The sequence below is a fragment of the Rahnella sp. PAMC25559 genome, assembly GCF_050632365.1.
Classification (GTDB): Bacteria; Pseudomonadota; Gammaproteobacteria; order Enterobacterales; family Enterobacteriaceae; genus Rahnella; species Rahnella rivi.
Map to the genome: position 1 here is coordinate 3899379 of NZ_CP192543.1, position 20723 is coordinate 3920101.

The following is a 20723-nucleotide window of genomic DNA, read 5'->3' on the forward strand; positions in this document are numbered from 1 at the left end:
GATTTTACAGCCAAATTATCAGGCGGTTTTTTTCATCGGCTCGGTGCGAACCGGTGTATCGCCTGCGGTGTAATACTCCGCGGTGCTGCGCGGCAGGGACTGACGGCCACGGATTTTATCGGCAATTTTTTCGGCGATCATGATGGTTGTCGCGTTCAGGTTGCCGGTAATGATCTGCGGCATGATGGACGCATCCACCACGCGCAGGCTTTCGATGCCGTGAACGCGCCCTTCGCCGTCCACGACCGCCATCTCATCGCTGCCCATTTTACAGGTACACGACGGATGGAAGGCGGTTTCCGCATGTTCGCGGATAAACGCATCCAGTTCTTCGTCAGTCTGCACGTTCTCGCCCGGACTGATTTCCCGGCCACGGTATTTATCCAGCGCCGGCTGATTCATGATTTCACGGGTGATGCGGATGGCATCGCGGAACTCATGCCAGTCCTGCTCTGTCGACATGTAGTTGAACAGAATGCTCGGGTGCTGGCGCGGATCTTTTGATTTCACCTGCACCCGGCCACGGCTTGGTGAGCGCATGGAACCGACGTGAGCCTGGAAACCGTGCTCTTTCACCGCGTTGCTGCCGTTGTAATTGATCGCCACCGGCAGGAAGTGATACTGAATATTCGGCCAGGTAAATTCTTCACGGCTGCGGATAAAACCGCCCGCTTCAAACTGATTACTGGCCCCCACGCCGGTGCCTTTAAACAGCCACTCCGCCCCAATCGCGGGCTGGTTATGCATCTGCAATGCCGGGTACAAAGACACCGGCTGGGTGCAGCTGTATTGCAGGTACATTTCCAGGTGATCCTGCAGATTTTCGCCGACACCCGGCAGATCATGCACCAGCGGGATCTCCAGACGGTTCAGCAGTTCAGCCGCGCCGACGCCGGAACGTTGCAGGATTTGCGGCGAGGCAATCGCGCCGCTGCACAACAGCACTTCGCGTTTCGCGTTCGCCGTTTTCGCGTTGTAATCGTCGCCTTTGAAATAGCTGACGCCCACGGCACGCTTGCCGTCGAACAGAATTCTGTCGGTCAGCGCGTGCGTCACAATGGTCAGATTGGCACGCGGTTTGGCCTGATCCAGATAGCCACGGGCAGTGCTGGCGCGGCGGCCTTTTGGCGTCACGGTGCGGTCCATCGGGCCGAAACCTTCCTGTTTGTAGCCGTTCAGATCGTCAGTGCGGGAATAGCCCGCCTGCGCACCGGCTTCGATCATCGCTGCAAACAACGGATTGTTGCCATTTTTTGGCGTCGCGACGCTGACCGGCCCTTCACCGCCGTGGAAATCGTTCGGGCCGATATCACGAGTTTCCGCTTTACGGAAATACGGCAGGCAATCCAGATAACTCCAGTCTTCCAGACCCGGCGCTTTCGCCCAGTTGTCGAAATCCATCGCGTTACCACGGATGTAGCACATGCCGTTAATCAGCGATGAGCCGCCCAGACCTTTTCCGCGCCCGCATTCCATACGGCGGTTGTTCATGTGCGGTTCCGGGTCAGTTTCATACGCCCAGTTGTAACGGCGCCCCTGTAGCGGGAACGCCAGCGCCGCAGGCATTTGTGTGCGGAAATCCAGACGGTAATCCGGGCCACCGGCTTCGAGTAACAGCACGCTCACGCTGCTGTCTTCGGTCAGGCGGGTGGCGAGTACGTTGCCGGCGGAACCGGCACCGATAATGATGTAATCGTAATCCATTAAAATCTCCTCTGTTGCGGCGGATTAAAAGACTGAGCTGAATTCGCCCAGTTCGACCTGCACGGATTTGATTTGGGTGTAATGCTCAAGCGTGGTGATGCCATTTTCGCGCCCGACGCCGGAATGCTTATAGCCACCCACCGGCATTTCTGCGGCGGATTCGCCCCAGGTGTTGACCCAGCAAATCCCGGCTTCGAGTTTGTGGATCACGCGGTGCGCGCGGTTGAGATCCTGCGTCACCAGTCCGGCCGCCAGACCGTATTCGGTATCATTGGCGCGGCGGATCACTTCTTCTTCGCTTTCATAGGTCAGGATGCTCATCACCGGCCCGAAGATCTCTTCACGGACAATCAGCATGTCATCGCGGCAGTCGGTAAAGACCGTCGGCGCAACGTAAGCGCCTTTGGCGTATTCCCCGCCGGTCATGCGCTCACCGCCGGTCAGCAGCGTCGCGCCTTCCTGTTTGCCGCTTTCGATGTAACGCAGCACGGATTCCATGTGCGCAAAGCTCACCAGCGGGCCGAAGTTGACGTTTTCGTCAGTCGGATCGCCCGCACGGATGCGTTTCACACGCTCCAGTATTTTGGCTTCAAAGGCTTTATGTAACGTTTCTGGCACAAACACGCGGGTGCCGTTGGTGCACACCTGGCCGGAGCTGTAGAAGTTCGCCATCATCGCGATGTCAGCGGCTTTGTCGAGATCCGCATCCTCAAAGATGATCAGCGGCGACTTGCCGCCCAGTTCCATGGTCACTTCTTTCAGCGTGGAAGCCGAGGCGCTGGCCATGACTTTTTTGCCGGTTTTGATGCCGCCGGTGAACGAGACTTTAGCGATATCCGGATGATCGGTTAACGCCTGCCCGACGCTGGCCGCGCCTGTCACCACGCTGAACACGCCATCCGGCACGCCCGCTTCGCTGTAAATTTCGGCCAGTTTCAGGGCGGTCAGTGAGGTATTTTCGCTCGGTTTAAACACCATCGCGTTACCCGCTGCCAGCGCCGGAGCGGATTTCCACAGCGCTATCTGAATCGGGTAGTTCCAGGCACCGATCCCGGCGACCACGCCCAGCGGCTCGCGGCGGGTGTAGACGAAGGAAGAATCGCGCAGCGGAATTTGCTGGCCTTCAATCGCCGGGATCAGGCCTGCGTAATACTCCAGCACATCCGCGCCGGTCACGATATCGACGGCCAGCGTTTCAGACAGCGGTTTACCGGTGTCGGCGGTTTCGATGGCCGCCAGTTCGTCGTTACGCTCACGCAGAATGTCCACGGCGCGGCGCAAGATGCGCGAACGGCTCATGGCGGTCATCGCTGCCCAGACTTTCTGGCCTTTCTGCGCGGATTTCACCGCCAGATCGACATCTTCCTGCGTGGCGGATGGCAGGGTCGCAATCACCTCGCCGTTGGCAGGGTTCACTGCATCGAAGGTTTCATCACCGGTGCTGTCCTGAAAACGCCCGTTGATATAAAGTTTTTGCTTGCCGTAGCGGGACATACATCTCTCCTCGGTCTGTGCGGTCTGAAAGTTTTCTGCTGTGCTCAGGTGAGCTGTGATTCAATGTGGCGGCGGGTGATTTGCATCGCCTCGGCGCGGTTGAACTCTTTACCGCTGAGTGCGCCGCGCAGCCACAGGCCATCAATCAGTGCGGCAGTGCTTTGCGCCGCAAGACGCGCCTCTTTTTTCGGCAGAAAACGTCTGAATTCAGAACATAAATTTGAATAGAGCCGGCGGCTGTTGACCTGTTGCAGCCGGTACAACTGCGGGTGATGCATACTGCTCGCCCAGAAGGCCAGCCAGGTTTTCATCGCCGCGCTGTTGGTCTGACTGTCGTCAAAATTGGCTTCTGCAATCGCATGCAGCCGCGCCGTCGGTGCGGTATCCGTCAGCTGCGATAACCGCAACTGCACCCCTTCCCCCAGATGACTGAGCAAATAACGCATGGTCGCTTCCAGCAGCCCATTCTTGTCACGAAAGTAGTGACTGATGATGCCGTTGGAGACGCCAGCCCGGCGGGCGATTTGCGAAATCGAGGCATCGTGCATGCCGACTTCGTTCACCGCTGCCAGGGTTGCCTCAATCAATTGCTGCCGTCTTATGGGCTGCATTCCTACTTTGGGCATGGTTCCGGCTCCTGAAAATGAGCGGGTTGAAACGCGCTTAAAAAACCTTTTTTTTACGCTGTCGCTCAACCTTGTTAACGCTCTGACGTCACCTATTTAACTTTTTTTTGATTGAACGTTCAATTAAAAATGCATATATTTTATTACCAATACGTTAGTAATTTGTATGAATTTTGAGATGAAGTAGCGTCTATTTTATTGAAAATTAGAAAGTAATTAACACATCAGGGGAAAACATGGCGACTGCCGATACGACAGAAAAACATGCTGAGAAACCTCGGGACCAGCTGAACAAGGTGGTGTTCTTCACCTCCGCCGGTCTGATTTTAGCCTTCACATTAATGACCATTTTCTTCACCGATTTTTCCGGAAAATGGATAAGCCTGACCCTTAACTGGGTATCCGCCACCTTCGGCTGGTATTACATGCTGGCAGCGACGCTGTACATCGTGTTTGTAGTGTTCATTGCCTGCTCGCGCTTCGGCTCGATCAAACTCGGTCCTGAACAATCCAAACCCGAATTCAGCATGATGAGCTGGGCGGCCATGCTGTTTGCCGCCGGGATCGGGATCGACCTGATGTTCTTCTCGGTCGCCGAACCGGTGACGCAATACATGCTGCCGCCGGAAGGCAACGGGCAAACGCTGGAAGCCGCGCGGCAGGCAATGACCTGGACGCTGTTCCACTACGGCCTGACTGGCTGGGCGATGTACGCACTGATGGGGATTGCGCTCGGCTATTTCAGCTACCGCTATAACCTGCCGCTGACCATCCGTTCGGCGCTGTACCCTATTTTCGGCAAACGCATTAACGGGCCAATCGGCCACAGCGTGGATATCGCTGCCGTGGTCGGCACCATTTTTGGTATCGCCACCACGCTCGGTATCGGCGTGGTTCAGCTGAATTACGGGCTGAAAGTGCTGTTCCAGATCCCGGAAAACCTGACCGTTCAGGCGGCACTGATCCTGCTTTCGGTGATTATGGCGACGGTGTCGGTGACCTCCGGCGTGAACAAAGGCATCCGTATTCTGTCGGAACTCAACGTGCTGCTGGCGCTGGGGCTGATTCTGTTCCTGCTGTTCTTCGGCAATACCGAATTCCTGCTTAATGCGCTGGTGCTCAATATCGGCGATTACATCAACCGCTTTATGGGCATGACGCTCAACACCTTTGCCTTTGACCGCCCGACCGAATGGATGAACAGCTGGACCTTGTTCTTCTGGGCCTGGTGGGTGGCCTGGTCGCCGTTTGTCGGCCTGTTCCTGGCGCGTATTTCGCGCGGGCGCACTATCCGTCAGTTCGTGCTCGGCACGCTGATCATCCCGTTTGTCTTCACCCTGCTGTGGCTGTCGATTTTCGGTAACAGCGCGTTGTACCAGATCCTGCATGGCAATCTGGATTTCGCCAACGAGGTGATTGCGCACCCTGAGCGCGGCGTTTACAGCCTGCTGGCGCAGTATCCGGGCTTTACCCTGAGTGCTTCTGTCGCCACCATTACCGGCCTGCTGTTTTATGTCACGTCGGCGGATTCCGGCTCGCTGGTGCTGGGGAACTTCACTTCAAAACTGGCTGACATTAATAACGATGCCCCTAACTGGCTGCGGATCTTCTGGTCGGTCACCATCGGCGTGCTGACGCTGGGCATGCTGATGACCGACGGGGTTTACGCGCTGCAAAACACCACGGTGATCATGGGGCTGCCGTTCAGTTTTGTGATCTTCTTCATCATGGCCGGCTTGTATAAATCACTGCGCCTGGAGGATTACCGCCGCGCCAGCAGCCAGCAGACAATGGCTCCGCTGCCCGCAACCAGTGACGCCGCGCTGAACTGGAAACAGCGTCTGTCACGGGTGATGAATTATCCGGGCACGCGCCATACCCAAAAAATGATGGATAACGTGTGCCGCCCTGCGATGCAGGAAGTGGCGCAGGAACTGGAACTGCGCGGGGCAAAAGTGACCTTTAACGAGCACGAGCCTCAGGAAGACGAGAAAATCGGGCCGCTGGAATTGCAGGTCGCGCTGGGCGAAGAGCAAAACTTTGTCTATCAGATCTGGCCGGTGCGCTATGCGGTTCCCGCCTTTACCTATCGCGCACGCGCCGGTAAATCGCATTATTACCGTCTGGAAACCTTCCTGCTGGAAGGCACGCAGGGTAATGACCTGATGGACTTCACCAAACATCAGGTGATCAATGACATTCTTGATCAGTACGAACGTCATCTGAACTTCCTGCACATCAACCGTGAAGCGCCGGGTAACACCCTCACCTTCCCGGAACAACCGGTATAATCTGAGCTCACAAAAAACCCGCGCAATGCGGGTTTTTTTATACACGTCAGAACATCCGCCACGTCAGCGAAGAAACGGCAGCACTTTCTCCAGCAACAGTTGCGGTTGTTCTTCAGCAAGATAATGCCCGCACGGCAACGCCTCTCCCTGAACGTCTTCCGCCACCTTTGCCCATTCCTCCAGCGGCGCAAAACAGGTGCCGACAGTGCCTTTTTCGCCCCACAGGATCAACAGCGGACAACGCACTTTGCGGGATGCATTCCGGTCAATCTGATCGTGTTGCAGATCTACCGCAGCAGAAGCCCGATAGTCCTCGCAAATTCCGCGCGCCGTCCCATCAAGTTGCAGACAACGCAAATAATCTGCGTAAGCTTCGTCGGTGAAAGGTTGCATACCGGCGCTGCGGCTGCCCATTACGCTGCGCAGGTAGAGATCAGGATCTGCCCGGATAAGGGTTTCCGGCAGCGGTGCCGGGCGGATCAGAAAAAACCAGTGCCAGTAAGCGCGCGCAAAGGCTTCGCTGGTTTGCTGATACATCGCAAGCGTCGGCGCGATGTCCATCAGCACCATCCGCTTCACTGCCTGCGGATGATCGAGCGCCAGCCGGTGTGCGACCCGCGCTCCGCGGTCGTGGGCGATCACGCTGAACTGGCTGAAACCGAGCGCGGCCATCAGCTCGAGCTGATCCTGCGCCATTTCGCGCTTGCTGTAACGCAGATGCTCCGCGTCCGGTTCGGGTTTACCGCTGTCGCCGTAACCGCGTAAATCAGCCAGCACCACGGTGAACTGAGAAGTGAGGTGCGGCGCAACGCTATGCCAGATCGCCTGGGTTTGCGGGTGTCCGTGCAGCAATAACAGCGGCTCGCCCTGCCCGGCGATGCGGTAGGCAATCTCCGTTCCGCTGACCGCCATCCGGCCTTGGGTAAAATGTTCAAACATGGGTTTTCTCCTTTTTTAACCATCTTAGCCGCTGGCCGGTCAGCAACAAGGCCACAAATGAAGATCGCCGGTTTACGATCTGTGTTTTGACGCACCACACTCAGGCCGTTGCCCGATAACCGCGAAGTTGCGACGCTGGCATTATCCGTTACGTTTATCAGGGCAATAAAATGAAGCCAAAAACGCTGTATGAAAAACACATCAACAGCCACAGCGTCCGCGCGCTGGATGATAAAGGCCACGTGCTGCTTTACATCGACCGGCAGGTGATTAACGAATACACCAGCCCGCAGGCGTTCAGCGGTTTGCGCGAGGCGAACCGTCGCGTCTGGCGGCCTGAAACCTCGCTGGCGGTGGTCGATCACGTTAACCCGACGACGCCGTTACGCACCCGCCAGATGCCGGATGCCGGGGGGGCGCGTCAGGTGTCCTATCTGGCAGAAAACTGCGCCGAATTTGGCATTGAGCTGTTTGATATTCTCGATATGCGTCAGGGCATCGAACACGTGGTGGCACCGGAACAGGGCTTTATTTTGCCCGGCATGGTGATTGCCGCCGGAGACAGCCACACCACCACCTACGGCGCGTTAGGCGCGTTTGGGTTTGGTATCGGCACGTCCGAAATTGAGCACCTGCTGGCCACGCAAACGCTGGTCTATAAACGCCTGAAAACGATGCGCGTTACCGTCAGCGGTGAACTGAAAACCGGCATCACCGCCAAAGATGTGGTGATGGCGCTGGTGGCAAAAATCGGCGCGGCGGGCGCGACCGGTTATGCCATCGAATTCTGCGGTCAGGGCATCGACATGCTGAGCGTGGAAGGCCGCATGACGATATGCAATATGGCCGTTGAAGCCGGGGCGCGCGGGGCGTTTATGGCACCCGACGACAAAGTGTTTGATTACCTGAAAGACAAGCTGCGTGTGCCGAAAGGCCAGCAATGGACGGACGCCGTGAATGTCTGGCGTGAATTGCACAGCGATGCGGACGCCGTGTTTGACCGCGAAGTTGAACTGAGCGCCGCAGAAATTGCGCCGATGGTCAGCTGGGGCACCAGCCCCGATCAGGCGCAGGCGATTAACGGCCAGGTACCGGATCCGCTGGCAGAATCAGATGCCTCACGCCGCAAGGATTTACAGCGTGCGTTGCAGTACATGGGGCTGCGCGCCGGTCAGGCGCTGAACAGCATCCGCATCAGCCATGCGTTTATCGGTTCCTGCACTAATGCGCGCATCGAGGATTTACGCGCTGCCGCCGAAGTGGTTCGCGGGAAAACCGTCGCACCGACCGTACGCGCAATGATCGTGCCCGGCTCCAGCCAGGTGCGCGCGCAGGCTGAGCAGGAAGGTCTGGCAGACATATTTATTCAGGCCGGTTTCGAATGGCGGCAATCTGGGTGCTCGATGTGTCTGGCGATGAACGACGACGTGCTCGCCCCCGGCGACCGCTGCGCATCCAGCACAAACCGTAATTTTGAAGGCCGTCAGGGCGCGGGCGCACGTACCCACCTGATGAGCCCGGCGATGGTGGCAGCGGCGGCCATTTGCGGCCATCTGACCGATGTCCGCGACCTGTAAGGAGAAATCATGGAAGCATTTAACGTACTGACCGGTATTGCCGCGCCGTTGCCTGCGGCGAACGTAGATACAGATGTGATCATGCCGAAACAGTTTCTCAAGGGCATCGACCGCAACGGGCTGGATCGCGGGGTATTTTTCGATTTGCGTTTCCTGGCGGACGGTTCGCCCGATCCGGCGTTTATCCTCAATCAGCCTGAGTGGCAGAATGCCAAATTCTTACTGGTCGGCCCGAATTTCGGCTGCGGCTCCAGCCGTGAACATGCGGTATGGGGGCTGAAACAGCTCGGGATCCGGGCGCTGATCGGCACGACGTTTGCAGGGATTTTCTTCGATAACTGTCAGCGCAACGGCGTGCTGACGGTACAGCTGGATCCCAAGCCGTGGGCGCAGATTGCGCAGGAAGTGGTTCACGGCGACAAAAACAAAATTACCCTGGATCTGTCGGCGCAACGGATTGGCCTGCAAAACGGTGAAGTGATTGATTTTGCAATCGATGAGCTGAGTAAGGTTTCGCTGCTCAACGGGCTGGATGCTATCGGCACCACGCTGCAATATCGCGATGACATTCGTGAGTTTCAGCAAGGGCATTTGCAGCACAATCCGTGGCTGGCGTAACGCTTGACCACGAAAGCGACGTCAGCCCAGTAACTGGCTGAAACGTTGATGCAGAAACTCAACGCACACCCGCAATTTTGCCGAGTCCGCCAGCCGCGTGGGGTACACCGCCCAGACGCTGGCGGGCTGGGAGAATTGCGGTAACACCTGTACCAGCTCGCCCCGCGCAATGTAAGGCTGCACGTCCCACTGCGAGCGCAATATGATGCCGTGGTGCCGGAGCGCCCACTGCAACACCACTTCGCCACTGTTAGACGACAGCGCCCCTTTCACCCTGACCCGGTGCTCCTCGCCTTCTGCGGTCAGCGACCAGAGTCCGAAAGGATTGTCGCGCTCTTTGAGCACCAGACACTGATGCTGTGCGAGCGCTTCCGGCGAATCCGGCTCGCCGTGGGCGGCCAGATACTCCGGGGATGCGCAGAGGATCCGCTGATGCTCTGCCAGTTTTTTACCGATGTGCTGCTCCGGAATGTCATCACCCACCAGAATTTCCAGATCAATACCTTCTGCAACCAGATCGACCACGCGGTCAAACAGATCAAGGCGGAGATTCAGTTGCGGATAACGCTCGGCCAGCTCGGCCACTGCCGGCGCCACATGACAGCGTCCGAAACCGAACGAGCAGCAGATATGCACGTTGCCGCGCGCTTCACTGCGCGAATCCGACAGGTCGCCGATGAAGTGATCAAACGTATCGAGGATTTGCAGTGCCCAGCGCTGCGTGCGTTCACCGTCTTCGGTCAGCCGGACGCCGCGGGTCGAACGGTGCAGCAAACGGCAATTCAGCGACTCTTCGAGGATCTGAATGCGTTTGCTGACATAGGCCGGAGACTGCCCGAGCTCCGTGGCGGCGGCAGCAAAACTCTGCTTATTCACGACCGCCAGAAAAACCCGTAAGTCTTCGGCCAGTGGCAAACGCGCACGTTCGCTGGTCATGATTACAGACCGAAGACCGGCTGGTTCAGTTTTTCCGCCCTGTGCACGTCGCTGGTTTTCACACCCGCGATCTGCATTTTTTCCTCGGCTTCTTCAATGTCTTCATTATCGATTTCCAGTGATTCCTGATCCTGCCCTTCCTGAGGCGTCAGCGCCAGTTCGACCATGATGGGAAAGTGATCCGAGCCCATGAATCCGAGGCGTTGCAGGCCGATGAGCGTGAAATGTTTACTGTGGAAAACGTGATCCAGCGGCCAGCGCAGGAACGGATAACTGGCGTGGAAGGTGTTGTACATGCCACGGCCACGACGCGGATCGAGCAGACCGCTGACTTTCATGAACAGGCGCGTGGTGCGCGACCATGCGACGTCGTTCAGGTCGCCGGTCACAATGGTCGGATAGGTCGCTTTGGCCGCGGTGTGCCCGACGGCGATAAGCTCACCGTCGCGGTCAGTGGATTCATCGGCTTCGGTCGGGCTTGGCGGCATCGGGTGCAGGCAGTGCAGTACGACCTGTTCCCCGGAGGCCAGTTCGGCGCGAAAATGCATCGACGGAATATCGTCGGCCACCAGATACTGAATCTGTGCGTCGTGCAGCGGCAGGCGCGAGTACACGTGCATGCCGTAGAGATTATCCAGCGGGCAGCGCAGGCTGTGCGGGTAATCCGGCTCAAGCGGTGCCATCTGATCTTCCCACCATTGATCAGTTTCCAGCAGCACCACGATATCGGGCTTATTTTGCTGGATAAGGCTCAGTAATTTACCGGCCTGACGGTTGGTGGTCAGCACGTTGCTGTTGATAATTTTGATGCGGGAATGCCCGTTAGGCGCGACTTTTTTGACCTGCACCGGATGCAGACGCGTGTAGGGCAAAATCCACCAGCTCTGATAGAGCATGCAGGCCACCGTCAGCACGATGGTGATGGTCGAGAGCACGCCGCCAAACGGCAGAATATACAGCTCAGTCAGCAGGAAAAGTAAGCATAAAGACGCCATTTGCAGGCGGGGGAAATCCCATACCCGCACCCACCAGTGTTGATTGCGGGAGAGGGGCAGCAGCGTCAGAAGGGTCATTATGACCGTCAGTACGCAAACTGTAATTCGAAGTGCTTCCATCGGTCATCAGCCCTGATAAAAAAATAGCAGAAGAGAATACTCTCAATACCTTGTTAAGCGATTGTGACTTAAAAAACGAGGAACGACCAGAAGGATGTCGCCACCTTTTCTGGTTGAAGAAAAAGATGGCGACGTCGGGCGAGGGTTATTTTGCCGGTGCCGCCTGATCGGCTACGTGGCACCAGTTATGCTGCTGGACAATCCCGCCGTCCGGAGACGTGTAGCCGATACAGCCGAGCAGGGTGTCATACAGTTTTTCATGGAAAGCAGGCTTCTTCTGCGCAGCCATTTTTTGCAGCTGTTCGAAACCGGCTCGGTTCTGATCGTTGGCGAGGAATTTGTCCGACGCCCAGACCATAATCGGCACGGTACGCTGCTCAGGTGGCGCGTGATCGCGCGGTGTGCCGTGGAAGTGCATACTTTTAGAAATCGACTCGCCGTGATCGGATGCGTAGAACACGATGGCGTTTTTATCGCGCAACTGGTCAAACACCTGCGACAGGAAATAATCGGTATACAGCAGTGAGTTGTCGTAGGCGTTGATCATCTCCTGGGTAGAACAGGAATCGTCAATGCCCATGCATTCCGGCTGATATTTGGCGAATGAACGCGGATAGCGGTCTGAATAGAGATAATGCGACCCTTTGGTGTGCAGGATGATCAGATGTTTACCGTTCGGATGGTTATTCAGCGAATCTTTCATTTCATCGATCAGCAACATGTCATCGACCGGCTTACCGGCGTTGCGCTTCTCAGAAGCAATGTTTTCACGCAGGGAATAATCGTCGGCGCGGGTTTTGTTGTAGAACCAGGCTTCACTTTGCATGGAATACAACTCCGAGCTCCAGCCTTTGCTTTTCAGCACGGAGAACACGTTGGCTTCCTTGAGCGTACGCTGCGGCGCTTCAGACGCCCCGCCCTCGCGCACAAACATACAGCGCAGGGAAAGCTTGGTGGCGGTGTCGCAGGAATAGCCCTGCAAGGCCACAAGATTCTTCTCTTTATCGAGATTCGGCGTGTTATCACGATCGTAGCCATACAGGCCCATGTGATCGCGGCGTGCACTTTCACCAATCACAAACACCACGTACATGTCTTTGGCATCTGCCGGTTCGTTATAGGTGAAGTGTTTGGCCGGATCGAACAGGTTTTTGGTGTCTTCCGCCTGGCTGTAGCTGCTGTAGACATACAGCCCCAGCGCCGAAAGCCAGTTGGACGGCGAATAAGTGCCCGCCACCACGCCACCGTAGCTTGCCATCATGCGGTTATTCACCAGATCATGACGATCCTGCACTTTGCCCATCATTTGCAGCGGCAGGTAACAGAGCAAACCGGAGACGACCAGCAGCACGATTTTCACTGCCAGTTTTTTCAGGGTGGTTTCTCTGAATGCCGCGCCGGGCATGGTGCTCAGCCACAACAGCAATACCGGGATCAGGCTGACCAGCACCGTCCAGGCGATGAAATGGGTACCGATGGATTCTTTCGATAAATCGATGGAGTCTGACGCCAGTGCCGCCGCCAAAATACCGTAACCGATATCGACGTTGAACAGGATCATGTAGTAGCTGGCCGCGGCGGAGGAGATCACCACCACGCTCATCAGAATGCGGAAGACCGTTTTCCCGGTAAACGACAGCAGCACACACAGGAAATAGACCAGCGCAAAGGCGGCCAGCATTTCAACGGCGATCGACAACGCATTGTCATAGTGCAACTGGGAGTAACGTCGGAAGAAAATCGGAAGGTTAAGCAGGATCCCAAGATAAAGCGCAATGAACAGAAAAATGCTCTGTTGCGAAAGTAATCGTAATTTTTGCATTGGTAATAAATGGCTCTTTGGTGAGTCTGTTTACGTCATGTTGACCGCTCGTACCGGAGGATTGAAAACACTCCTTAGGACTATTCAGACTCCGGGCCGCGTATTTTCGTTCAAATTCATTCGTTTCTTCCAATGTGATAATGTAACAGGATTAACGAAACCTTTATCTTTCAGTGAGATAATGCTGATAATTTTCTTACACCCGCTGCCCGTTTCTTACGTTTATTGAGAAACTACTGAGAAAGCTTGCGCTCTTCGCGCGGGAAAGTGAGCGTGAAGCGGGTTTCCCCCTGCGCGGAACTCACCACCCGGACACTGCCCTGATGCAGCGCCATAATGGCCTGCACGATGGACAACCCCAGCCCGCTGGAGCTGCCGCCTTCGCTGCGCGAGGCATCGGCGCGATAGAAACGGTCAAACAGTTTGCCGAGTTTTTCAGGCGGGATCGGGTCACCCTGGCTTATCACATGGATATCCATGCCTTTCCCATGAGACTCTGCGCGCACGCAGATTGCCGTCCCCTGATGCGCATAGCGCACGGCGTTGGCGACCAGATTACTGAGCGCACGCTGGAACAAAATGGCATCGGCGTAAACAATCCCCTCGCCTGCGCTGTGCAACGTCATGTCGCGCTCTTCTGCCAGTCCTTCGAAATATTCCTGAATACGGGTCATTTCCGCCGACACATCAATACTGGTGAGGGTCAGCACCGAACGCGCATCGGTGGCGCGCGCCAGGAACAGGATGTTTTCCACCATGCGCGAAATACGCTCCAGCTCTTCCATGTTGTTCGCCAGCAGCGTTTCATATTCCTCGGTGCTGCGCGGCTGATACAGCGCCACCTGACAATGCCCCATCAGCGCGCCCACTGGCGTGCGGATCTCATGCGCCAGATCGGCGGAGAACTGCGTCAGACGCTGATAACCTTCCGCCAGCCTTTCCAGCATGTCGTTAAAAGAAAAGATCAACTGCTGCAATTCCTGCGGCGCATTTTCACTGCTCAGACGGGTGGATAAACTGGCGGGATGAATTTTCGTTGCCTCCTGCGCCATATGCCGCAGCGGGCGCAGCCCCCGGCGGATGACGCCATAGCCCAGCGCGGCAATCAGAAAATAGGCAAACAGCACTGCGCCAGTTATCTGCCAGCGGAACGTTGACAGCATCCGCGCTTCGCCGGTCATAAAGTGCGCCGCGGTGATCTCCACCGTGCTGCCATCCTGCATTCTGACGGCGGCACGGGCGAAGCGCACCGGTGTGCCGTCAGGCGCAGAGAGGCTGTGCACGGTGCCAAGGGTTAACGGCTGGCCGTCCGGCACCGGTGGCACTGCCGGTAACTGTAAACGCGAGGGATTGACGTTAATCAGCGCGGGCTGCCCGCTGAGGCGGAAGGTCAGAATATCGCGCTCGTTGCCGAGCATATTTTCGAACAGGCCGGGGTTGTGGCTGAGCTGTGACAGCGGAAATTCGCTCGCCAGCAAATGACGAAAATACTGCACGCGCCCGCTGACCTGATAATCGGCGCGGCGCACCAGCTCTTTTTCCAGCGAGTAATAGAGGTACACCCCGACGGCGCTCACCACCAGAGAGGCTAACAGCGCAAACAGCAGCGTAGCCCGCAACGTCAGGGACATCGCGCGTTGTGGTGTTGATTTCGCAGCAAATTCAGTCATGGCGCACTTCGCAGACATAGCCGATGCCGCGCACGGTATGGATCAGTTTGACCTCAAAGGCGCGGTCGATTTTGGCGCGCAGGCGTTTGATGGCCACATCCACCACGTTGGTGTCGCTGTCAAAATTCATATCCCACACCTGAGAAGCGATCATGGTGCGCGACAGCACTTCGCCTTCGCGGCGCATCAGCAAATGCAGCAGCATAAATTCTTTGTTCGTCAGCGCGATGGTCTGATCCTGACGGGTGACGCGGCGGCGAAGCAGATCGAGATTGAGATCGGCGACGCTGTAGATATCCGGCTCACGGGCGGCGGGACGGCGCAGCAGCGTGCGAATACGCAGCACCAGTTCGGTGAAGGAGAAAGGTTTGATGAGGTAATCGTCTGCGCCCAACTCCAGACCGTGAATGCGATCCTGTACTTCGTCGCGTGCGGTCAGGAACAGCACCGGCACGTCGCTTTTTTTACGCAGCACTTCCATCACCTGCCAGCCATCAAGCCCCGGCAGCATGACGTCAAGGATCACCGCGTCGTAACCGTCCTCGAGCGCCAGAAACAGCCCGTCAGCGCCGTTACGCGCCAGATCGACGCTGTAACCCGCTTCGGTCAGCCCTTTTTTCAGGTAATCGCCTGTGCTGACATCATCTTCTATCACCAGTATCCGCATTCAGGCCCTCAGCGCCGCATGACCATTCACCCAAAGAATGATTCCTGGGAAGTTTATCAGTTTCGTCAGACACCTTTGATGACAATTTTGTCATCAACTTGTCATCTGCCAATCCCGGTTTATCGTCCACTCTTAATGAAGTCATTCCTCACTGCCTCGTGCAGTGATACCTCTACCTGAATGAAAATACGTAAGAAACTGGAGAGTTAAACATGAACACACCAACACGTCTGGCCGGTCTGTTACTCGGTTCATTGCTGATGTGCAGCGGCATGACATCAGCCTTTGCCGCGGACAACGTCATCAAACCTACGCGCGGAACCATTGAATCCGTTAATGATTCCTCCATGCAGATCACCACCCGTCAGGGCGATAAGCTGGACGTTAAACTGACCGATCAGACCAAAATCAACGCGGTGACGAAAGGCCAGATCAGCGACATCAAAGCGGACAGCTTCATCGGTACCGCGGCCGTTCCCCAGGCCAACGGCTCCCTGAAAGCGCTGGAAGTGCACGTCTTCGCGCCAAGCCTGCGCGGCAGCGGCGAAGGGTTCAACCCGTTTGAATCCGCCGATGGCAAAATCAATACCATGACCAACGGTACCGTCGGCAAACTGGTGAACACCAATGGCCGCACGCTGACCGTGAAATATCATGACGCAGAAAAAACGGTTGTAGTGCCTGACGATGTGCCGGTGGTTCTGCTGGCGCCGGGCGACCGCAGCCTGCTGAAACCTGGGACTAAAATCGTGCTGTTTGCGATGAAAGACGATAAAGGCGCACTGGTTGCCCGTGGTATCGCCGCCGGTAAAGATGGCGTCGCACCGCCGATGTAACCCTTTAGCACGCTGCTCCGGCGGGCCGTGTCTGTCAGCCGGAGTAAGTTGTTTTTGAAGAACTGCGCAGGGTGAACCCTCCCTCATTCATGTTGCGCAGTTTCTCATTACGCAGGAGTTTATCCGTGAAATCTCAACCCTCCCCGCTGCGTACCTCCTCTGCACAAAGTGCCTCCCCGCCGCCCTCTTTGCCGAAAAAAAAGCGTATTCATCCCTGGCCGGTTCGTCTGTGCCACTGGATTAATCTTTTCGCGATGATCGGCATGGTGATGAGCGGCTGGGGAATTTATAACGCCGATCCGATTTTTTCTTTTACCTTTCCGCAAAGCACTACCCTCGGCGGCTGGCTGGGTGGCAACATTGCCTGGCATCTGGCGGTGATGTGGCTGATGGCGGCCAACGCCCTGTTTTATGTGCTGTGGGGGCTGTTCACCGGCCATTTCAGGCGTGACTTTTTCCCATTCAGCCCACGCTCTGTCTGGCGGGATACGGTTCGTGCCGTGACGTTCAGGCTGCCGCACAAACCCGGCCAGTACAACGCGGTGCAAAAGCTGATGTACGTCGGCGTGCTGCTGCTCGGCCTGCTGCTAGTGCTCTCAGGGTTGTCTATCTGGAAACCGGTTCAGTTCAGCGGCCTGGTGTGGCTGTTTGGCGGTTTTGATATCGCCCGTTATGTCCATTTCTTTGCCATGAGCGGCGTGATGCTGTTCGTGGTGGTTCACGTGGTGATGGTGTTGCTGGTGCCGAAAACGTTCGTTGCCATGATCACCGGTGGCAAAAAAATCAGTACGCAGGAGAACACGGATGAGTGAAAAATCAGACCGGCCAAAAATCATTGTTGAGCCCGACCAGCGCAAACAGCTGGTAAATATTCAGCGCCGTCTGTTGCTACGCTCCGGCCTGACCCTGGGCGCGGTATCGATGCTGACCGGCTGTAATTTGCAGGACGGCGATCAGGTCGACAAAGTGCTGTGGGCGATGTCGCGCTGGAACGATCGGGTTCAGGGCTGGCTGTTCAGCGGTCAGAAACTGGCGCAAACCTACCGCGAAGATCAGATAACCACGCCGTTCCGCTTTAATGCTTTTTATCCGGAATACAACGTTCCGGAGATAGACATCCCCAATTACCGGCTGGAAGTCTCCGGGCTGGTGCAGAAAAAAGCGCCGTGGACGTTGGAACAATTGCAGCGCCTGCCGCAGGAAAGCCAGATCACCCGTCTGATTTGCATTGAAGGCTGGAGCGCCATCGGCCAGTGGAAAGGCGTGCCGCTGAAAACCTTCCTGCAACACATCGGGGCGGATCTCACCGCCAAATATGTCGGGTTTAAATGCGATGACCGCTATTATTCCAGCATTGATATGGCGACGGCGCTGCATCCGCAGACCATTCTGGCACTGGATTTTGGCGGCAAACCGCTGCCGCCGGATTTCGGTTACCCGTTACGCCTGCGCATGCCGACCAAACTGGGCTTTAAAAATGCCAAACACATCGGCGCAATTTTCGTTACCAATGAATATCCGGGCGGATACTGGGAAGATCAGGGGTATAACTGGTTTAGCGGGATTTAAGTCTCAATAACTGCCCTCACCCCGGCTGGAAAAAAGGCATAAAAAAACCGCTCAATGAGCGGTTTTTGTTTTCGCGGGAGGGTAACGGCAAAGCGTTACGCTGCGGCGAAGAATTAGAAGCTGTAACCTACGCCAGCGATCCAGGTACCAACATCAACACTGCGGATACGGGACTGTTCGTAAGAAACGTCCAGAGCAACGTTCTGGATTGGGTTGAACTGCAGACCTGCGCCGTAAGATACGCCGTAGTCGCTGTTGTCAAATTTCTGACGGTTTGCAGTAGATGCTGCGTTGTCGTTCTGCTGGAATTTACCGTAGCCCACACCTACAACACCGTAGATGGAAACCCAGTCAGCCAGACGGTAAGCAGGACCCGCAGTCAGACCGTAGTATTGTGCTTTACGGTAGTCACCAGAAGACGGAGTGCTGTCGTCTTCAATGTAGGTGAAAGAACCGATAACGCCCAGTGGGTTGTTATCTTGTTCCCAACGGTATTTCAAGTTGAAGCCGTTTGCTTTGTTAGCAACGCCTTGCATATCACCCTGAGCGTAACCAGCGGTTACGGTGCTGGTGTCAGCGAATGCGCTTGTTGAAACGCCCAGTGCTACTACGCAAGCTAATGCGGAAAGACATGCAATTTTTTTCATAAACCACCTCAAAATGGGAAACCAAAGTAACCTTCACGTTTGAAAATATAACAAAAACCAGCGTGAAACTCTGCCTGAATATAGATGTCCAAAGCACTCTATCGTGTAACATAAAGTTTCCAATACGCTATATCTTATTAATTTTACTGTGATTTTCGTCACTAAAACTATAAGAAAAACTTATTGAACTTTTTAAGATTAGCAGATAATTCCTAAAGTTTTGGACGAAAAATCGACATTTTTTCGCAACATTTTCGGCTTTTTAAATTTTTTTTCGGAAAATCCGCTGCCGAAAAAAACTTTTTTCACTGATTTTTTCTTCCCCCATTTCCCTCTACACTGACGGTGCTTTACCTTTCTTTTCAAAACTATAAATCTCAAGATAATCGTTAAAACGGATCACCTCCTAAGGCGCTATGGATGACACAGTCAGGAAAAAAAATGCAGGCCGCCGTGCCCGCAGAAGAACACAACAACAGCCCGCCGGTGCCGGCATTACCTAAGAAAGCCTCACCTCTGGTCGCCATCCTGCTGCTGCTCATCGCCATGCTTTCCTTACAGGGCGGCGCGTCACTGGCGAAAACGCTGTTCCCGGTCGTCGGCCCGCAGGGCGTAACGGCGCTGCGTCTCGGGCTGGGTTCCATTCTGCTGCTGATCTATTTCCGACCGTGGCGTTTTAAAATGCGCGGCGGTAATTTTCGCGCACTGCTGATGTACGGGCTTGCGCTGGGTTGTATGAACTACAGCTTCTATCTGGCGCTGCGCACCGTGCCGCTCGGGATTGCCGTTGCGCTCGAGTTCACCGGGCCGCTGGCGGTGGCGATGTTCTCTTCCCGCCGCCCGGTGGATTTTGTCTGGGTGGCGCTGGCCGTGACCGGATTACTGTTTTTGCTGCCGCTGGGACAAAGTGCCGGTGGCGTTGATCTCAAAGGGGCGTGCTTTGCGCTGATCGCCGGTGCCTGCTGGGCTATCTATATTCTTGCCGGGCAGCGTGCAGGCAGCAGCTACGGGCCGGGGACTGCCGCGATGGGCTCGGTTATCGCCGCCCTGATCTTCTTCCCGATTGGCATCGCGCAGGCGCACACCTCTATTTTCAGCTGGGAAATCTTGCCGCTCGGCTTGCTGATCGCCCTGCTCACCTCTGCCATCCCTTATTCGCTGGAAATGATGGCGCTGACCAAGCTGCCCGCCAAAACCTTCGGCACGCTGATGAGCATGGAACCGGCCATGGCCGCGCTTTCCGGGATTATCTTCCTGGGCGAGTTCCTGACGGCGTCACAGTGGCTGGGGCTGGCGGCGATTATCGCGGCTTCTGCCGGTTCAACGCTGACGATCCAGCGTAAAACCAAAATCGAAACGGTGGATGTGCCCGGAAATAATCCGTCGGGGAAATAATCTCTGCGTTATTCCAATAAAAAACCACGCCAATGCGCGTGGTTTTTTTATTGATAATCAATGTGTTGAAAATAAGGTTCGTTTATTTCACTTTTTTTCATCTTTTCCTGCATCCAAAAGCGGGGTGTCGTTCGTATGTATAGATGTGAGGCAAGACCTTACCTACTCAACTTACGAAGGACTACATCATGAAAACATTAATCCGTACCGCTATCTGTGCTTCGCTGCTGCTGAGCACCGCGTCAATGGCTGCAATGATGTCTCATAACACCACCATGGTGGGTGGCGCTGAAATGTATCCGTCCAAAAATATCGTAGAGAATGCCCTGAACTCCAAAGACCACACCACGCTGGTTGCCGCCGTGAAAGCTGCCGGCCTGGTGGATACGTTGCAGGGTAAAGGTCCGTTCACCGTGTTTGCCCCGACCAATGCCGCGTTTGCTAAATTGCCGGCGGGCACCGTCGAGAATCTGGTGAAACCTGAAAACAAAGCCACACTCACCAGCATCCTTACCTACCACGTGGTGGCCGGTAAATATGAAATGAAAGATCTGGAAAAACTGCTGAAAAAAGGGAACGGCACCGCGGAACTGAAAACCGTTAACGGCCAGCCACTGTGGATCCTCAACAACGGCCCGCACAATATTCAGCTGAAAGACGGCAAAGGGAATATCGCCAATATCAGTACCTATGACGTTCAACAGAAAAACGGTGTAATCGACGTGGTCGATACCGTACTGATGCCTAAATAATACCGGCTGCCCCTTCATACTTCGCGTTGCAGAGGCGTCCGCTGAAGGCTGTGATCAGCTTCTGC

The 20723-nt window shown here is 55.7% G+C and carries 18 protein-coding genes; 8 read left to right on the top strand and 10 right to left on the bottom strand.

Annotation, left to right across the window (positions count from 1 at the left end; all coding sequences use genetic code 11):
• Positions 1-18: 18 nt before the first annotated feature.
• The 3 genes from betA to betI are packed head-to-tail and all read right to left on the bottom strand — an operon-like array spanning position 19 to position 3824.
• Positions 19-1704: a choline dehydrogenase gene (gene betA, locus ACQZQY_RS19090; protein WP_183847680.1), complete on the bottom strand. Its 1686-nt coding sequence runs from the start codon at positions 1702-1704 to the stop codon at positions 19-21.
• Between the two features lie 24 nt (positions 1705-1728).
• Entirely contained in the window at positions 1729-3198 is a 1470-nt protein-coding gene (gene betB, locus ACQZQY_RS19095) for a betaine-aldehyde dehydrogenase (RefSeq protein WP_431296211.1), read from the bottom strand.
• Positions 3199-3242: 44 nt separating this feature from the next.
• Entirely contained in the window at positions 3243-3824 is a 582-nt protein-coding gene (betI, locus tag ACQZQY_RS19100) for a transcriptional regulator BetI (protein WP_122094679.1), read from the bottom strand.
• A 236-nt stretch (positions 3825-4060) separates the two neighbouring features.
• Here betI and ACQZQY_RS19105 point away from each other — a divergent pair, with 236 nt between their 5' ends.
• Complete coding sequence (locus ACQZQY_RS19105; RefSeq protein ID WP_431296212.1) at positions 4061-6115, top strand: choline transporter; 2055 nt, start codon at positions 4061-4063, stop codon at positions 6113-6115.
• A 63-nt stretch (positions 6116-6178) separates the two neighbouring features.
• Here ACQZQY_RS19105 and ACQZQY_RS19110 read toward each other — a convergent pair whose 3' ends face one another.
• Complete coding sequence (locus ACQZQY_RS19110) at positions 6179-7054, bottom strand: alpha/beta fold hydrolase (RefSeq protein ID WP_431296213.1); 876 nt, start codon at positions 7052-7054, stop codon at positions 6179-6181.
• Positions 7055-7224: 170 nt separating this feature from the next.
• Here ACQZQY_RS19110 and leuC point away from each other — a divergent pair, with 170 nt between their 5' ends.
• Both leuC and leuD read left to right on the top strand, forming a co-directional pair.
• Positions 7225-8631, top strand: coding sequence for a 3-isopropylmalate dehydratase large subunit (gene leuC, locus ACQZQY_RS19115; RefSeq protein WP_431296214.1), 1407 nt, complete (start codon positions 7225-7227; stop codon positions 8629-8631).
• A 9-nt stretch (positions 8632-8640) separates the two neighbouring features.
• Positions 8641-9249, top strand: a complete 609-nt coding sequence (gene leuD / locus ACQZQY_RS19120; protein ID WP_431296215.1) for a 3-isopropylmalate dehydratase small subunit — start codon at positions 8641-8643, stop codon at positions 9247-9249.
• Positions 9250-9270: 21 nt separating this feature from the next.
• Here leuD and ACQZQY_RS19125 read toward each other — a convergent pair whose 3' ends face one another.
• From ACQZQY_RS19125 to ACQZQY_RS19145, 5 genes are all read right to left on the bottom strand, one after another.
• Positions 9271-10185: a LysR substrate-binding domain-containing protein gene (locus ACQZQY_RS19125; RefSeq protein ID WP_431296216.1), complete on the bottom strand. Its 915-nt coding sequence runs from the start codon at positions 10183-10185 to the stop codon at positions 9271-9273.
• Positions 10186-10187: 2 nt separating this feature from the next.
• Positions 10188-11300 carry an endonuclease/exonuclease/phosphatase family protein gene (locus tag ACQZQY_RS19130; RefSeq protein ID WP_122094667.1) on the bottom strand — a complete coding sequence of 371 codons (1113 nt, stop codon included), beginning with the start codon at positions 11298-11300 and terminating at the stop codon, positions 10188-10190.
• Positions 11301-11445: 145 nt separating this feature from the next.
• Positions 11446-13122, bottom strand: coding sequence for a kdo(2)-lipid A phosphoethanolamine 7''-transferase (gene eptB, locus ACQZQY_RS19135; protein WP_122094665.1), 1677 nt, complete (start codon positions 13120-13122; stop codon positions 11446-11448).
• 233 nt (positions 13123-13355) lie between these two features.
• Positions 13356-14792, bottom strand: a complete 1437-nt coding sequence (locus ACQZQY_RS19140; protein ID WP_431296217.1) for a heavy metal sensor histidine kinase — start codon at positions 14790-14792, stop codon at positions 13356-13358.
• The gene (locus ACQZQY_RS19145; protein WP_056769126.1) at positions 14785-15459 is read right to left on the bottom strand and encodes a heavy metal response regulator transcription factor; all 675 of its coding nucleotides are present in this window, start codon (positions 15457-15459) and stop codon (positions 14785-14787) included. Before ACQZQY_RS19145 ends, ACQZQY_RS19140 begins: the two co-directional genes overlap by 8 nt.
• 212 nt (positions 15460-15671) lie before the next feature.
• On the opposite strand from ACQZQY_RS19145, the gene ACQZQY_RS19150 reads away from it, so the two are divergent.
• The 3 genes from ACQZQY_RS19150 (at position 15672) to ACQZQY_RS19160 (ending at position 17864) form a co-directional block, all read left to right on the top strand.
• The gene (locus ACQZQY_RS19150; protein WP_431296218.1) at positions 15672-16295 is read left to right on the top strand and encodes a hypothetical protein; all 624 of its coding nucleotides are present in this window, start codon (positions 15672-15674) and stop codon (positions 16293-16295) included.
• Positions 16296-16441: 146 nt separating this feature from the next.
• A complete protein-coding gene (locus ACQZQY_RS19155; protein ID WP_421670994.1) occupies positions 16442-17107 on the top strand; it encodes a cytochrome b/b6 domain-containing protein in 666 nt (221 codons plus the stop codon).
• Positions 17100-17864 carry a molybdopterin-dependent oxidoreductase gene (locus ACQZQY_RS19160; RefSeq protein WP_056769123.1) on the top strand — a complete coding sequence of 255 codons (765 nt, stop codon included), beginning with the start codon at positions 17100-17102 and terminating at the stop codon, positions 17862-17864. The genes ACQZQY_RS19155 and ACQZQY_RS19160 overlap by 8 nt, the downstream gene beginning before the upstream one ends.
• Before the next feature lie 113 nt (positions 17865-17977).
• Here the strand turns inward: ACQZQY_RS19160 and ompX are convergent, their stop codons facing one another.
• On the bottom strand, positions 17978-18511 hold the full coding sequence (ompX, locus tag ACQZQY_RS19165) for an outer membrane protein OmpX (RefSeq protein WP_056769121.1): 534 nt from the start codon (positions 18509-18511) through the stop codon (positions 17978-17980).
• Positions 18512-18997: 486 nt separating this feature from the next.
• On the opposite strand from ompX, the gene rhtA reads away from it, so the two are divergent.
• On the top strand, positions 18998-19906 hold the full coding sequence (gene rhtA / locus ACQZQY_RS19170; protein ID WP_414071816.1) for a threonine/homoserine exporter RhtA: 909 nt from the start codon (positions 18998-19000) through the stop codon (positions 19904-19906).
• A gap of 188 nt (positions 19907-20094) precedes the next feature.
• Positions 20095-20658 carry a fasciclin domain-containing protein gene (locus tag ACQZQY_RS19175; protein ID WP_431296219.1) on the top strand — a complete coding sequence of 188 codons (564 nt, stop codon included), beginning with the start codon at positions 20095-20097 and terminating at the stop codon, positions 20656-20658.
• Positions 20659-20723: the final 65 nt, after the last annotated feature.

Coding starts and splice junctions, on each gene's coding strand:
- betA (WP_183847680.1), bottom strand. CDS start 1,704: ATGGATTACGATTACATCATTATCGGTGCCGGTTCCGCCGGCAACGTA.
- betB (WP_431296211.1), bottom strand. CDS start 3,198: ATGTCCCGCTACGGCAAGCAAAAACTTTATATCAACGGGCGTTTTCAG.
- betI (WP_122094679.1), bottom strand. CDS start 3,824: ATGCCCAAAGTAGGAATGCAGCCCATAAGACGGCAGCAATTGATTGAG.
- ACQZQY_RS19105 (WP_431296212.1), top strand. CDS start 4,061: ATGGCGACTGCCGATACGACAGAAAAACATGCTGAGAAACCTCGGGAC.
- ACQZQY_RS19110 (WP_431296213.1), bottom strand. CDS start 7,054: ATGTTTGAACATTTTACCCAAGGCCGGATGGCGGTCAGCGGAACGGAG.
- leuC (WP_431296214.1), top strand. CDS start 7,225: ATGAAGCCAAAAACGCTGTATGAAAAACACATCAACAGCCACAGCGTC.
- leuD (WP_431296215.1), top strand. CDS start 8,641: ATGGAAGCATTTAACGTACTGACCGGTATTGCCGCGCCGTTGCCTGCG.
- ACQZQY_RS19125 (WP_431296216.1), bottom strand. CDS start 10,185: ATGACCAGCGAACGTGCGCGTTTGCCACTGGCCGAAGACTTACGGGTT.
- ACQZQY_RS19130 (WP_122094667.1), bottom strand. CDS start 11,300: ATGGAAGCACTTCGAATTACAGTTTGCGTACTGACGGTCATAATGACC.
- eptB (WP_122094665.1), bottom strand. CDS start 13,122: ATGCAAAAATTACGATTACTTTCGCAACAGAGCATTTTTCTGTTCATT.
- ACQZQY_RS19140 (WP_431296217.1), bottom strand. CDS start 14,792: ATGACTGAATTTGCTGCGAAATCAACACCACAACGCGCGATGTCCCTG.
- ACQZQY_RS19145 (WP_056769126.1), bottom strand. CDS start 15,459: ATGCGGATACTGGTGATAGAAGATGATGTCAGCACAGGCGATTACCTG.
- ACQZQY_RS19150 (WP_431296218.1), top strand. CDS start 15,672: ATGAACACACCAACACGTCTGGCCGGTCTGTTACTCGGTTCATTGCTG.
- ACQZQY_RS19160 (WP_056769123.1), top strand. CDS start 17,100: ATGAGTGAAAAATCAGACCGGCCAAAAATCATTGTTGAGCCCGACCAG.
- ompX (WP_056769121.1), bottom strand. CDS start 18,511: ATGAAAAAAATTGCATGTCTTTCCGCATTAGCTTGCGTAGTAGCACTG.
- ACQZQY_RS19175 (WP_431296219.1), top strand. CDS start 20,095: ATGAAAACATTAATCCGTACCGCTATCTGTGCTTCGCTGCTGCTGAGC.